Annotated in this window: 12 protein-coding genes and 1 tRNA gene; 2 read left to right on the top strand and 11 right to left on the bottom strand. The window is 55.6% G+C overall.

Annotated features, from left to right (window positions below; all coding sequences use genetic code 11):
- Positions 1-308: 308 nt before the first annotated feature.
- The gene (gene dcm / locus AC2T3R_RS09785; protein ID WP_486744994.1) at positions 309-1733 is read left to right on the top strand and encodes a DNA (cytosine-5-)-methyltransferase; all 1425 of its coding nucleotides are present in this window, start codon (positions 309-311) and stop codon (positions 1731-1733) included.
- A 44-nt stretch (positions 1734-1777) separates the two neighbouring features.
- The gene (locus tag AC2T3R_RS09780; protein ID WP_486744993.1) at positions 1778-2236 is read left to right on the top strand and encodes a very short patch repair endonuclease; all 459 of its coding nucleotides are present in this window, start codon (positions 1778-1780) and stop codon (positions 2234-2236) included.
- 106 nt (positions 2237-2342) lie between these two features.
- On the opposite strand, the gene AC2T3R_RS09775 is transcribed toward AC2T3R_RS09780, so the two are convergent.
- The 11 genes from AC2T3R_RS09775 to thrS all read right to left on the bottom strand — a co-directional run bounded on the left by AC2T3R_RS09775 (position 2343) and on the right by thrS (position 13663).
- Positions 2343-3542 (bottom strand): type II restriction endonuclease, encoded by a 1200-nt coding sequence (locus AC2T3R_RS09775; protein ID WP_486744992.1) that lies wholly within the window; start codon positions 3540-3542, stop codon positions 2343-2345.
- 543 nt (positions 3543-4085) lie between these two features.
- Entirely contained in the window at positions 4086-5318 is a 1233-nt protein-coding gene (locus AC2T3R_RS09770; RefSeq protein WP_486744991.1) for a type II restriction endonuclease, read from the bottom strand.
- Positions 5319-6175: 857 nt separating this feature from the next.
- Positions 6176-6252 (bottom strand) — tRNA-Pro (locus tag AC2T3R_RS09765).
- A 114-nt stretch (positions 6253-6366) separates the two neighbouring features.
- Positions 6367-6723 carry a MerR family transcriptional regulator gene (locus AC2T3R_RS09760; RefSeq protein ID WP_003250681.1) on the bottom strand — a complete coding sequence of 119 codons (357 nt, stop codon included), beginning with the start codon at positions 6721-6723 and terminating at the stop codon, positions 6367-6369.
- Entirely contained in the window at positions 6704-7006 is a 303-nt protein-coding gene (gene ihfA / locus AC2T3R_RS09755; protein ID WP_003250679.1) for an integration host factor subunit alpha, read from the bottom strand. The genes AC2T3R_RS09760 and ihfA overlap by 20 nt, the downstream gene beginning before the upstream one ends.
- Before the next feature lie 4 nt (positions 7007-7010).
- Positions 7011-9392: a phenylalanine--tRNA ligase subunit beta gene (gene pheT, locus AC2T3R_RS09750; RefSeq protein ID WP_102083871.1), complete on the bottom strand. Its 2382-nt coding sequence runs from the start codon at positions 9390-9392 to the stop codon at positions 7011-7013.
- Between the two features lie 31 nt (positions 9393-9423).
- Positions 9424-10440 carry a phenylalanine--tRNA ligase subunit alpha gene (pheS, locus tag AC2T3R_RS09745; RefSeq protein WP_013972006.1) on the bottom strand — a complete coding sequence of 339 codons (1017 nt, stop codon included), beginning with the start codon at positions 10438-10440 and terminating at the stop codon, positions 9424-9426.
- 109 nt (positions 10441-10549) lie between these two features.
- Positions 10550-10906, bottom strand: coding sequence for a 50S ribosomal protein L20 (gene rplT, locus AC2T3R_RS09740; protein ID WP_003250671.1), 357 nt, complete (start codon positions 10904-10906; stop codon positions 10550-10552).
- Between the two features lie 27 nt (positions 10907-10933).
- Positions 10934-11128 (bottom strand): 50S ribosomal protein L35, encoded by a 195-nt coding sequence (gene rpmI, locus AC2T3R_RS09735; protein WP_003250667.1) that lies wholly within the window; start codon positions 11126-11128, stop codon positions 10934-10936.
- A gap of 61 nt (positions 11129-11189) precedes the next feature.
- A complete protein-coding gene (gene infC, locus AC2T3R_RS09730; RefSeq protein WP_013972005.1) occupies positions 11190-11741 on the bottom strand; it encodes a translation initiation factor IF-3 in 552 nt (183 codons plus the stop codon).
- Entirely contained in the window at positions 11741-13663 is a 1923-nt protein-coding gene (thrS, locus tag AC2T3R_RS09725) for a threonine--tRNA ligase (protein WP_023662468.1), read from the bottom strand. The genes infC and thrS overlap by 1 nt, the downstream gene beginning before the upstream one ends.
- Positions 13664-13942 lie beyond the last annotated feature (279 nt).

Here is a 13942-nt window from a genome sequence, read left to right as displayed (position 1 = left end):
GGTGAGCGCTTATAGCCCCTAGCCCATTCTTATCCGGACCCTGCCGAAAGCCTGGACACTTGAGGTCTGAGGCGAACTTAAAGCACGAAGACGGCTCAGTACCGCGTGACCGCAAGCAGAGTGCCATTGCGGATGACTGCAATCATCCAGAGACACAAAGGAAGCTGATCACTATACTGTCTGCATATACAGTATACAGCAGGTCGTGCAATGCCCGTTAACGCGGCAAATGGGCGGTTTACAAAATCCTGATAAGGAATAAAATGGTGATAGTACATCACACGTTTGACCCAGAGGAATACGGACTCATGAACCTTTTCGAACCTCACGCTCTCGAGTCCGCAGAGACCGAATCGCAAAGCTTCCAGGAGCTACATCCGCAGCAAGACCTGGCGCTGCTTCGCCAATTGCTGGAAATCTACGACCAAGGGCAAATTGCTTCAAAGCTGAATGAGATTGGCTCTACACATTGCCGAGAAACCGTGAATCGGTGGATGAAGGGCAAAGCTGTCCCGAGGCTTACTCACCGGGAGTTCGTACACCTGCAGTCTTTTCTGCCCAAGCGCCCTGAAGGTAAGACCTCCTTCCGTTTTATCGACCTGTTTGCGGGGATTGGTGGAATCCGAAAAGGTTTTGAGGCGATCGGCGGTGAATGTGTGTTCACATCTGAATGGAACGAGCATGCTGTCCGCACCTACAAAGCCAATCACTACTGTGATCCCGCCCGGCACCGCTTCAATCAGGACATTCGCACTGCTACCCTTTCCGATCAGCCAGACATAAGCGAAGAAGAGGCTTACCGCCACATCGATCAAGAAATCCCTGATCACGATGTGCTCCTCGCAGGTTTTCCCTGCCAGCCTTTTTCGCTTGCTGGCGTATCCAAGAAAAACTCTCTGGGGCGCAAGCATGGCTTTGAGTGCGAGACACAAGGCACACTCTTCTTCGATGTCGCACGGATTCTAGCGGCAAAAAAACCCGCAGCATTTCTCCTTGAAAATGTGAAGAACCTCAAGAGCCATGACAAAGGTAAGACTTTCCGCATTATTTGCGAGACTTTGAATGAGCTGGGCTATGAGGTGGCAGATGTCGAAGCCCCTAAAGGCCAGGACCCTAAAGTAATTGATGCCCGGCACTTCGTCCCCCAACACCGGGAGCGAATTGTGCTCGTAGGATTCCGACGAGATCTTAACGTTCACGGCGGCTTCACCCTTAAAGACATCGAAAAGCTATATCCATCAACTCGACCGACATTCGGCGACCTTCTCGACGAAAAGGTTGATGCCAAATACATCTTGACGCCAAAGCTGTGGGAATACCTTTATAAATATGCTGAAAAACATCGCCAGAAAGGAAATGGATTCGGGTTTGGACTAACTCGATCAAACGATGTAGCACGGACATTATCTGCACGATATCACAAGGACGGCTCTGAAATTCTCGTTGATCGCGGTTTCAATGAAAAGCTGGATTTCTACGGAGAGTTGAATCAAATCAATCGCCCTCGCCGACTCACGCCTCACGAGTGCGCCAGGTTGATGGGCTTCGACAAACCTGGTGAAAGCAAATTTGTTATCCCTGTATCTGATACTCAGGCTTATCGACAGTTTGGCAACTCGGTCGCCGTACCTGTTTTCGAAGCAGTCGCTCGACTGATGAAAGATCGAATCCTTGCAGCTAAGGCTAAAAGAGATCAAAATCAAACGCAGCTGGAGTTCAGCTTGCCTGCGTAACCTCTGACCACTCAGGGTGCGCCGCACCCTGAGTGGAGTTCATTTTGGTTGATATTGTTGATGCTGCGACACGATCTCGCATGATGTCCGGGATAAAGGGGAAAAACACCTCTCCCGAACTCATAATTCGCAAGGCCCTGCATGCACGGGGCTTTCGCTTCCGCATACACACGGCTCATCTGCCGGGCAAGCCCGACCTGATCCTCCCAAAGTTTAAAGCAGCAATCTTTGTTCATGGTTGCTTCTGGCACGGCCATAATTGCCGATATTTCAAGCCCCCCCAAACTCGCACAGAGTTCTGGATAGACAAAATCGATAAAAATAAAACACGAGATGCAATCCAAATAGCCAAACTCAATGAGATTGGCTGGCGAACATTAATCATATGGGAGTGTGCAATCCGAAAAATGAAGAATGAAAGCTCCAACACCCTGATTGACAACGTAGAGGCTTGGTTATCTCAAAGTTCAACCTTTCACGAGCTTGACGAGCAGAACGCATAGCTTGCTGATGATCACCCAGAAAAAACCTTCGACCGGATTAAGCCAGTCGACACGCACCCCTACTGGACAGGCATTAATTTAAATCCGGCAGGCGACACCATCGCACTCAAGAAATAATGTATTTTACACGCTCTAGATACGCAGCCAAACTCAGCAACCACGCCTTCTGCTCACCACTGTAAGTTCCGAACAATGCCGACGGGACAACCAATTGCAAATTATGAGCCTTCATTTCATTAGTCTGGTTAAAACTTATAGCCGGCTCCAAGGTAAAGAGATGTTTTTCCTTGATTCGACAAGCCTCTGCCAATACCTGGCGCCAACGGTCTTTGCATGTAGACTTTGAAGCAAGCATCACTAGCCGCTCGTCAGGGTAATTTAAATCGTTATACTGATTCTGCCCCGGAAATAAAAAATCTGCAGTTGCTCTATTTTCAGTAACTACTTGCCGTCCGAAGGGCAAACCATGAGCTTCAAAAACGGCAGCCAAATGATGCTCCAATGCATGCCCTACTCGTGATTTACGCCTATTCTGCACACTCAGAGAAAACCGGATAAAGTGCTCAACATCAGAAAATCCTTTATCCAGCTGGCCTTGGACAATTTTCCGCTCCAGTGTTCTGAAGAGCATCTCTTCATGCTCCATCCAAGCCAGCAGTGCAGAATCAGGATCCGCTCGGACCGGCTCAGCCAATCTACAGGTCTCTCGGACGAAAGAACTAAACTCAGCCGTTACCGGAAAACGCTCACCAAACCGGTCGATGACCTTACCAAGCCAGTCTTCATTATCATTTCGAACCTCAATACCCAGCTCTTCAAGTATCAAGGCCTCAATGATACTTACTTGCCTTCGCTCTTCAACTTCGCGTACCTCAAATCCCTTCATGGGTAAGTGATCAATATCAAAAAGCCAGCGAATTTGTTGTTCACTGGTCGAGCCACGCGGACTAACCACTAACATTAGAGTGTTGTCTGGACGTACCGCGAGAACACAAAAGTCTCCTTCTGACATCCGATTCGTCACCACATTCTCGCGGTAGTACAAGCGGTACTCCGGCCTACGGTGAGCCTGACGCAGCCGGGTATCATACCAGGTAAGTCCGCCGAAAGCCTTCAGTGGGGCATCACTTTCGTCGTCGAAATATAGGAAAGTACCTTCGAAAGAAACCTTCTGGTCTCCCGGGTTACCTAGAATCTGTACGAAGGCATTCGACCCGATCTCGTGCTGATGAGATCGAGGGGTGGCATCAACAGCTGACAAATGCTTTGCAGCCACTCCCGTAAAGTGCTGACGGAGGCTTCCCATCCTATATAAACTCCTATGCAAGCCGATAAATCGGCAGGATAACTAGAACACGCCCCATAGACAACTAGCACTAAGCCATTTAGCCTAAACGGCTGCGCTCATGGCATCAGTGTGTAGCGTTGGGAATTACGACCTTTCGAGTGCTCTTGCTGATCTTCCCGATAACAGCATCAAGGCGAGAGCCCCAGCATCGATGTCAAATGCACTCGGAAGGATGATGGACCTGAGGTTAGGCTTATGGATGATGTATCCGGAATGACTGGGATTTAACTAAATTGGGCGATGAGGCCCGCCAGCAGCAATCCTAATGAAAAACGGCCCCCTGATAACCTGGGCGGTTTTGGCCGGGGCATAAAGTCGGCTTCACTTTGGCAACGCCGGTATTTTGACCGTCGGCAATGTCACCGGCACTTCAGTTAGCCGTTCGGGTACAGTCATTAATGAAACTAATGCTGGCAGCTAGGACAAGCTCGCGAAAGCTATGCCACCATGGTCCCGCTGGTTTGCGACATCTCTTTTCGTACAGAGCCTAGTACGCAATGATTAACCAGTCTTCCTCAGCAGCGAAATGAATTGCTTGAACGACATCAACCACTCTTGTTGTTCAGCCTTATAGGTCGCCTGGATAGGTAACGGCACTACCAACTGCACTCCCTTCTCTTTCATCTCCGCTGTCTGATCTACCGAAACAGATGGTTCCATCGTGATCAAGTGCTTTTGCTTCACTCGCGCAGCTTCCGCTAGCACCTGCCTCCATCGTTCCTTGCAGGTCGTCTTCGCTCCGAGGATGTGCAGCTCCGACTCAGAGTAATCCGAGTCAAGATATGCAACACGCCCAGGAAACAGGAAGTCGGGCTTCTGTTTTCCTTCTGTGCGCACTCCGCGCTCATATGCGACACCATTCAATCGAAGGCACTCTTCAATGTGATTTTCGAAGGCATGGCCCACGCGAGATTTGCGGCGATTCTGAACACTGAGTGACACGCGTATGAAAGCATCCACATCTTCGCCAAAGCCTTCCAGCAGCCTCTGCTTTACAATATGCCGCTCGAGCATGCGAAAGATATGCTCTTCATCATTCATCCATTGCAACAATGTCTCATCCGGGGCCTCGACTGCAGATAGATCCTTACTCAAAGTTCGAGCGAAATCGGAGAATTTCCGAGTAGATGGGAATTCTGATCCAAACTTCTTGATCACCCGCTTCTGTAGCAACTCATCTTTCAGCCTGGGAACATCAAGTTCGATGCCATACTGGGCAAGCATGAGCCGAACTGGGGCCACAATGCTCGAAGTGCCAACCTTGGCCGAAGTCAGCTCGGTTCCAACTTTAATCCCGATGACTCCAAAGATGCTACGCAACTGAACTTCTGTATGGCTGCCCTGAGGGCAGAACATGATAAGCACCCCCCCCTCACGGGTCACTGCAACCAGCATAAAATCGGTCTCCCGAATTCTTTCGGTGACTGAGTTCCTCTTGTAGTAGAGACGCCACTCCGGCTTTCGATTGACGTCTTTGTGACGACAGTCGTACCACGAGACCTCATCCTCAGCCAGAACGGGTTCATCGCTATAATCATCGAGGTAAAACATCGTAGCTTGCAAGGTAGTTTTGCTACCGTCCTCCGGACAAGGTAAATGCACACCCAGACCCGCCTTGATCAATCCACCAATTTCGTGCTGGTTGGACTTCTTCGGATTCGCATCTACAGGCGTCAGGTACTTCAGCGCTGCAGCAGCAAAAACGTCCTTTAGCTTTTCGAACAAATCATTCACCAATTAAAAAATTGTGAAAAATACCTTATGCGTGCTCCCAAATTGGTAGACGCAACCTCAGCATCACCCAACCGCTCGCAGCCAGATTCTCTACGACTTACAAGTGCCTCACGCCAGAGTACGCAGCCCAAGTCACCGGCGGCCTGCTCGGCATTGCTCACAGTACTCTTGGACCCGCATTTCACCCCACACAGACTGGCCTGCCGGATGCCGTAAGCGTATAAATCCGAATGGCACCTGCGGTACATTAAGGCGCTTGTGGAATACGGGTGTTAGATTGGCATTTTTTGGGTTGGATACCGGACAGCGTCCGGATCTAATATCCGAAGTCACCACGCCGACCCATAACCGAGATAAGCTCCTGTATTCAGCTCGAAACTGAGAAAGACTGGCTTACCCTTGAAATATCTATGCCGGTGCGGAGCCAAACTTTCTGTCTCGATCAGCGTGGAGATCTTCCGATCTAACCGCCCCCGCAGCCAATCCGGTCCACCCAAAAATCTGATGCCTTCCTGCCGCAATTTTTCTGTGTGCGCACCGCATACCTAAATAAAGATAGCATCAAGTGGCCATCATCTGCGAGGCGCAATTCCAGCCTTGACTGACTTTCCACCCCAGCCTTGAGCTTGACTTTCAAGATACGGGCTTTGGTCGACTTGGCAACATTCCCAGGGCACGCTAGCCGCGACTGAGTTACCAGAGTGGCAGCAAGTTCTGGTTTCTGAAGAAGGGACAAAAACTAGCGCTATATCAACCCATCGTAATCAATCAGCTGTGCTACCAATTGATGCAACCGAACAAAAATTCAGATACAAAAAAACCCAATCGTCACCGATTGGGCTTTTTTGTATCAATAATGGTCGGGACGGAGTGATTCGAACACTCGACCCCTTGCACCCCATGCAAGTGCGCTACCGGGCTGCGCTACGCCCCGACTGGGCTTTGAAGCATGTTCTCAATGCTACCGAGAACGTTGAAGAATGTACCCTAACCTCCTGATAAATGAAAGCTTTTTCTCAAAAAAATTTCCATTCACCAGCAACCCAGGTCACTTCTTCAACACCACCAACACATCCTCCAACTCGACAATCATCTGCCGAATCAGCTGCTTGTACTGGCTCGACTCATCCTTGGCCTCATCACTGGAAAGCCTCAACCGAGCCCCACCAATGGTGAACCCCTGGTCATAAAGCAGCGCGCGAATCTGGCGAATCATCAGCACATCCTGCCGCTGATAATACCGCCGGTTCCCCCGCCGCTTCACGGGATTGAGCTGATCGAACTCCTGCTCCCAATACCGCAGCACGTGCGGTTTTACCGCACAAAGCTCACTCACTTCACCAATGGTGAAGTACCTTTTGCCCGGTATGGGGGGCAGTTCGTCGTTATGGCTTGGTTCCAGCATAGGCCTCAACCCGGGCCTTCAACTTCTGCCCTGGACGAAAGGTGACGACGCGCCGTGCAGTAATCGGGATTTCTTCCCCTGTCTTGGGGTTGCGGCCCGGCCGCTGGCGTTTGTCGCGAAGGTCGAAGTTGCCGAACCCGGACAGCTTGACCTGCTCGTTCTCTTCAAGTGCGTGCCGAATTTCTTCAAAAAACAGCTCGACCAGCTCCTTGGCCTCACGCTTGTTAAGCCCCAGCTCCTCGTACAGCCTTTCGGCCATCTCAGCTTTCGTCAGAGCACCCATGCCGTTATTTCCTTAACGTGGTGTTCAACCTTTGTTCGAGCGAGGTGAGGATGTTTTGCAGTGCGGCGTTCACCTCATCGTCGTTAAGAGTGCGCGATGGATGCTGCCAGGTCAAGCCGACGGCAAGGCTTTTTCTATCAGGATCAATGCCTTTACCTTGGTAGACATCAAACAGCCTGAGGTCTGTGAGCCATTCGCCTGCATTGTCACGAATTACTTCAAGCACCGAGCTAGAAGCTACATCACGTCCTGCGATCAAAGCCAGGTCGCGGCGGGTTTCCGGGAACTTGGACAGCTCGCTGAATTTCGGCAGGCGGCCTTCGACCACGTCGCCCAGCACCAGCTCGAACAGGAACACCGGGCGGTCCAGGTCCAGGGCTTTTGCCAGCTCTGGGTGGATGGCGCCGAGGTAGCCGACCAGCTTGCCGTCACGCTCGATGGCGGCGGTCTGGCCTGGGTGCAGGGCTGGGTGCTTGCCGGCGCTGAAGGTGAAGTCGCTCAGGGCGCCGGAGTAGCCCAGCAGGGCTTCCACGTCGGCCTTCACGTCAAAGAAGTCGACGCCGTCGCGGCCGTTGGCCCAGCCTTCTGGCAGGCGGCTGCCGGTGACTACACCAGCGATCATCGGCTGCTGCTTCAGGTCGCCGAGCTGGCCGACAAAGCGCAGGCCGCTTTCGAACAAGCGCACGCGGTCTTGCTGGCGGTTCAGGTTGTGCTGCAGTGCCTTGACCAGGCCCGGCCACAGGGACGCGCGCATGGCGGCCATGTCGCTGGAGATGGGGTTGGCCAGCAGCAGCGGCTCTACGCCCGGGCTGAACAGTTCGAACAGTTTCGGGTCGATGAAGCTGTAGGTGATGGCTTCCTGGTAGCCGCGGGCAACCAGCAGGCGGCGCAGGGTCGGCAGGTCACCGCGGGTTTCCGGCTTGCCCTGGGGGGCCAGGCGGGCTTGCGGGTAGCGAACCGGCAGGTTGTTGTAGCCGTACAGGCGGGCCAGCTCTTCGATCAGGTCCACTTCCAGGCTGATGTCGAAGCGGTGGCTCGGCACGTTCACCGTCCACTGCCCTTCCCCGCTCTTGGTGGTGGTCAGCTCCAAGGCGTTGAGCAGCTGCTCGACCTGGGCTGGGTCCATTTCCATGCCGAGCATCTGGGTGATGCGTTCGGCGCGCAGGGTGACCGGGGCCACTTGCGGCAGGTGCTGTTCGCTGACGGCTTCGACGACCGGGCCGGCTTCGCCGCCAACGATGTCCAGCAGCAGCTGGGTGGCGCGCTCCATGGCTTCGCGGGCCAGCTGCGAGTCTACGCCGCGCTCGTAGCGGTGCGAGGCGTCGGTGTGCAGACCGTAGGAACGGGCTTTACCGGCGACGGAGATCGGCTCGAAGAAGGCGCTTTCCAGGAACAGGTCGCGGGTTTTTTCGGTGTTCACACCGCTGTGCTCGCCACCCATGACGCCGGCGATGGCCAGGGCGCGGGTGTGGTCGGCGATTACCAGGGTGTCGGCGCGCAGGGCAACTTCCTGGCCGTCGAGCAGGACGAGCTTCTCGCCCTCTTCAGCCATGCGTACGCGGATGCCGCCGTTGATTTCTGCCAGGTCGAAGGCGTGCATCGGCTGGCCGAGTTCGAGCATCACGTAGTTGGTGATGTCGACGGCGGCGTCGATGCTGCGCACGTCGCTGCGGCGCAGGCGTTCGACCATCCACAGCGGGGTCGGCTTGCTCAGGTCGACGTTGCGGATGACGCGGCCCAGGTAGCGTGGGCAGGCAGCCGGGGCGCTGACTTCGACCGGGCGCACTTCGTCGTGGGCAGCCGGTACGGCTGGCACTACCGGGCGGGTGACCGGGGTGTCGTACAGGGCGCTGACGTCGCGGGCGAGGCCTGCGATGGACAGGCAGTCGCCGCGGTTGGGGGTGAGGCCGATTTCGATGCTGGCGTCGTCCAGGCTCAGGTACTGGCGAATGTCTTCACCAACCGGGGCGTCGGCAGCCAGTTCCAGCAGGCCGTCGTTCTCTTCGCTGATTTGCAGCTCGGCAGCCGAGCACAGCATGCCGAAGGACTCGACGCCGCGCAGCTTGGCCTTCTTGATCTTGAAGTCGCCTGGCAGTTCGGCGCCGATCATGGCGAACGGGATCTTGATGCCTGGGCGGGCGTTAGGGGCGCCGCACACGACCTGGAAGGTTTCCTGGCCGTTGCTTACCTGGCACACGCGCAGCTTGTCGGCGTCCGGGTGTTGTTCGGTGGCGAGGATTTCGCCCACGACGATGCCGCTGAACTGGCCGGCAGCGGGGGTAACGCTGTCGACTTCGAGGCCGGCCATGGACAGGCGGGCGACCAGTTCGTCACGGGAGACTTGCGGGTTTACCCAACCGCGCAGCCACTGTTCACTGAATTTCATGCTGTTCTCCTAGAATGTGCGTCGATTGGGCCTAGCGGAATTGGGCAAGGAACCGCAGGTCGTTATCGAAGAACAGACGCAAATCGTTGACGCCGTAACGCAGCATGGCCAGGCGCTCGGCGCCCATGCCGAAGGCGAAGCCCTGGAACTCTTCAGGGTCGATGCCGGACATGCGCAGCACGTTCGGGTGCACCATGCCGCAGCCCATCACTTCCAGCCAGCCGGTCTGCTTGCACACGCGGCAGCCTTTGCCGGAACACATCACGCACTGGATGTCGACTTCGGCGGACGGCTCGGTGAAGGGGAAGAACGATGGGCGGAAACGTACCGCCAGTTCTTTTTCGAAGAACACGCGCAGGAATTCTTCGATGGTGCCCTTGAGGTCGGCGAAGTTGATATCGCGATCGATCAGCAGGCCTTCGACCTGGTGGAACATCGGCGAGTGGGTGATATCCGAGTCGCAGCGGTATACGCGGCCCGGGCAGACAATGCGGATTGGCGGCTGGGTGGACTCCATGGTCCGCACCTGCACCGGCGAGGTGTGGGTGCGCAGCAGCATGTTGGCATTGAAGTAGAAGGTGTCGTGCATCGCCCGGGCCGGGTGGTGGCCAGGGATGTTGAGCGCTTCGAAGTTGTGGTAGTCGTCTTCCACCTCTGGGCCTTCGGCGATGCCGTAGCCGATGTGGGTGAAGAACTGCTCGATGCGCTCGAGTGTACGGGTGATCGGGTGCAGGCCACCGGTGGCCTGGCCGCGGCCTGGCAGGGTGACGTCAATGCATTCGGCAGCCAGGCGAGCGCTGAGCTCGGCTTCTTCGAAGGCGGCCTTGCGGGCATTGAGCACAACGGTAACGCGCTCTTTGGCGTCGTTGATCAGCGCGCCGACTTTCGGCCGCTCTTCGGCTGGCAGGTTGCCCAGGGTCTTCATCACCTGGGTCAGCTCGCCTTTCTTGCCGAGATAATTCACCCGGATCTGTTCCAGGGTATTGATGTCTTCAGCGCGCTCCACGGCCTCTAGGGCTTGGGAGACCAACGCATCCAGGTTTTCCATGTACAGACTCCAGATACGAAAATAGGGGAAGAGCTTTGAAGGCTCTTCCCCTATCGATGACGTTCAATGCCCGACGGCGCTAGCGCCGCCGGGTGATTGTCGCGGGTACTTAAGCCAGAACGGCTTTAGCTTTCTCGACAATCGCAGCAAACGCCGCTTTTTCGTTCACTGCCAGATCGGCCAGAACCTTACGGTCGATTTCGATCGAAGCCTTTTTCAGGCCAGCAATCAGACGGCTGTAGGACAGACCGTTGGTGCGGGCACCGGCGTTGATACGAGCGATCCACAGTGCGCGGAACTGACGCTTCTTCTGACGACGGTCACGGTAGGCATATTGACCTGCCTTGATGACAGCCTGCTTGGCAACGCGGAATACGCGCGAGCGTGCACCGTAGTAGCCTTTAGCCAGTTTCAGAATTTTCTTGTGACGCTTACGAGCGATGACGCCACGCTTAACACGAGCCATGAGTAACTTCCTCTATCTAAACCAGAATTAACGTACGCGCAGCATGCGCTCGACTTTTGCCACGTCAGACGGGTGCAGCAGGCTGGCACCGCGCAGTTGACGCTTACGCTTGGTCGACATTTTGGTCAGGATGTGGCTCTTGAAAGCGTGCTTGTGCTTGAAGCCGGAAGCGGTCTTCAGGAAGCGCTTCGCAGCACCGCTCTTGGTTTTCATTTTTGGCATGTTGGAACTCCGCATTCGATAAAATTACACAATAATCATCAGGCCTGCCGTGCCCGGGAGATTACTTCTTCTTTTTGGGGGCGATGACCATCATAAGCTGGCGTCCTTCCATCTTCGGATGCTGCTCAACGGAGCCGTATTCGGCGAGGTCGGCTTCGACCCGCTTCAACAGCTCCATGCCCAGCTCCTGGTGGGCCATCTCACGGCCGCGGAATCTCAGAGAGATCTTGGCCTTGTCCCCATCGGTAAGGAAACGTACCAGGTTGCGTAGTTTTACCTGGTAATCCCCTTCTTCCGTCCCTGGACGAAACTTGATTTCTTTGATCTGGATCTGCTTCTGGTTTTTCTTGGCTTCGTTGGCCTGCTTCTTCTTCTCGAAGAGGTGCTTGCCGTAGTCCATCACCTTGCAGACGGGCGGTTGCGCGTCGGCGGAGATTTCCACCAGATCCAGCTTCGCTTCATCAGCGATACGAAGCGCTTCATCAATCGAGACGATGCCAATCTGCTCGCCGTCAGCGCCAATTAACCGAACCTCGCGTGCCGAGATATTCTCGTTGATCGGGGCTTTCGGTGCAGTTCGTTTATCGTTTCTCATTTCACGCTTAATAGTCATTACTCCGATTCTAGGCGACCGCGCTGGGCAACAGCGCTGTTGAGCAGCTGCGTGAATTCAGCCACCGGCATGGAGCCGAGGTCTTTGCCTTCACGGGTGCGTACGGCGACGGTCTGCGTTTCGACTTCGCGATCCCCTATAACCAAAAGGTACGGGACCTTGAGCAAAGTATGCTCGCGGATTTTAAAGCCGATCTTCTCATTTCTCAAGTCCGACTTGGCACGGAAACCGCTACCGTTCAGGGTATTTTCCACCTCGAGGGCGAAATCGGCCTGCTTGTCGGTGATGTTCATGATCACGGCCTGGGTTGGGGCCAGCCAGGCCGGGAACACGCCAGCGTAGTGCTCGATCAGCATGCCGATGAAGCGCTCGAACGAACCGAGGATGGCGCGGTGCAGCATGACCGGGCGAACTCGGCTGTTATCTTCGGCGATATAGCTGGCATCCAGGCGTTCTGGCAGGTTCGGGTCGTACTGCAGGGTACCGCACTGCCAGTTACGGCCGAGGCAGTCGCGCAGGGTGAACTCGATCTTCGGGCCGTAGAAGGCGCCCTCGCCTGGCTGGTATTCCCACTCCAGGCCCGATTCGTTCAAGGCGTCGGCCAGTGCGCCTTCGGCACGGTCCCACAGCTCTTCGGAACCCACACGCTTGGCCGGGCGGGTCGACAGCTTCATGGCGATGTCGGTGAAGCCGAAGTCCTTGTACACGTCCAGGGTCAGCTTGATGAAGTCGGCGGCTTCTTTCTTCACCTGTTCTTCGGTGCAGAAGATGTGCGCGTCGTCCTGCACGAAGCCACGCACGCGCATGATGCCGTGCAGGGCGCCGGACGGCTCGTTACGGTGGCAGGCACCGAACTCGGCCAGGCGCAGCGGCAGGTCGCGGTAGCTCTTCAGGCCCTGGTTGAACACCTGCACGTGGCACGGGCAGTTCATCGGCTTGACCGCGTAGTCACGGCTTTCCGACGAAGTGGTGAACATGTTCTCGGCGTAGTTGGACCAGTGGCCGGAACGTTCCCAGAGAATGCGGTCGACAACCTGCGGGGTCTTGATTTCCTGGTAGCCGTTGACGCGCTGGACCTGGCGCATGTACTGCTCGAGTACCTGGTACACGGTCCAGCCGTTGGCGTGCCAGAACACCATGCCCGGGGCTTCTTCCTGCAGGTGGAACAGGTCGAGCTGCTTGCCGATCTTGCGGTGGTCGCGTTTTTCGGCTTCTTCGATGCGCTGGATGTACGCAGCCAGCTGCTTCTTGTCGGCCCAGGCGGTGCCGTACACGCGTTGCAGCTGTTCGTTCTTGGCATCGCCGCGCCAGTAGGCGCCGGACAGCTTGGTCAGCTTGAATGCCTTGAGGAAGCGGGTGTTCGGCACGTGCGGGCCGCGGCACATGTCGACGTATTCTTCGTGGTAGTACAGGCCCATGGCCTGCTCGTCCGGCATGTCTTCGACCAGGCGCAGCTTGTAGTCTTCGCCACGGGCCTTGAACACGTCGATCACTTCGGCGCGCGGGGTCACCTTCTTGATGACGTCGTAGTCCTTGTCGATCAGCTCCATCATGCGCTTTTCGATGGCGGCCATGTCTTCAGGGGTGAAGGGGCGCTCGTAGGCGATGTCGTAGTAGAAGCCTTCGTCGATGACCGGGCCGATCACCATCTTGGCGGTCGGGTACAACTGTTTCACCGCGTGGCCGACCAGGTGGGCGCACGAGTGACGGATGATCTCCAGTCCCTCTTCATCTTTAGGGGTGATGATCTGCAGGGTGGCGTCGTTGCTGATCAGGTCGCAGGCATCGACCAGTTTGCCGTCGACCTTGCCGGCCACGGTGGCCTTGGCCAGGCCGGCGCCGATGGAAGCGGCTACTTCGGCTACGGATACGGCATGATCGAACGAACGTTGACTGCCATCGGGAAGAGTAATAATGGGCATGGCGCCTCCTCTCCTAGTGGTGACCCCTACCAAAGGTCACGTGGGTTGGGATGAGCCAGTACAAGATCCGACCTGCCTTCCCGCAACGGGAAGCCTGCCTCACAGTGGCAGAAGCCTTTCGGCTTGCCAGGGACGAACCAGAGTGACTGGAAAGAAAAAAGATAGCTGCAAGCTGCAAGTTGTCAGCTGCAAGCCGGGCATGCTAGCACGCGGGTTGCACGCCAGGCAGAAATATTTGGAAATTACGCCGCTGCGGTGAACTAACGCGGAAAAATTCCT

This window comes from Pseudomonas sp. PVC-5-1, from assembly GCF_057444345.1.
Note: the sequence above shows the minus strand (reverse complement) of the source record. Positions and strands in the feature narration are given on the sequence as shown.

Coding starts and splice junctions, on each gene's coding strand:
- AC2T3R_RS09775 (WP_486744992.1), bottom strand. CDS start 3,542: ATGGGAAGCCTCCGTCAGCACTTTACGGGAGTGGCTGCAAAGCATTTG.
- dcm (WP_486744994.1), top strand. CDS start 309: ATGAACCTTTTCGAACCTCACGCTCTCGAGTCCGCAGAGACCGAATCG.
- rpmI (WP_003250667.1), bottom strand. CDS start 11,128: ATGCCAAAAATGAAAACCAAGAGCGGTGCTGCGAAGCGCTTCCTGAAG.
- pheS (WP_013972006.1), bottom strand. CDS start 10,440: ATGGAAAACCTGGATGCGTTGGTCTCCCAAGCCCTAGAGGCCGTGGAG.
- thrS (WP_023662468.1), bottom strand. CDS start 13,663: ATGCCCATTATTACTCTTCCCGATGGCAGTCAACGTTCGTTCGATCAT.
- infC (WP_013972005.1), bottom strand. CDS start 11,741: ATGACTATTAAGCGTGAAATGAGAAACGATAAACGAACTGCACCGAAA.
- AC2T3R_RS09760 (WP_003250681.1), bottom strand. CDS start 6,723: ATGCTGGAACCAAGCCATAACGACGAACTGCCCCCCATACCGGGCAAA.
- pheT (WP_102083871.1), bottom strand. CDS start 9,392: ATGAAATTCAGTGAACAGTGGCTGCGCGGTTGGGTAAACCCGCAAGTC.
- rplT (WP_003250671.1), bottom strand. CDS start 10,906: ATGGCTCGTGTTAAGCGTGGCGTCATCGCTCGTAAGCGTCACAAGAAA.
- ihfA (WP_003250679.1), bottom strand. CDS start 7,006: ATGGGTGCTCTGACGAAAGCTGAGATGGCCGAAAGGCTGTACGAGGAG.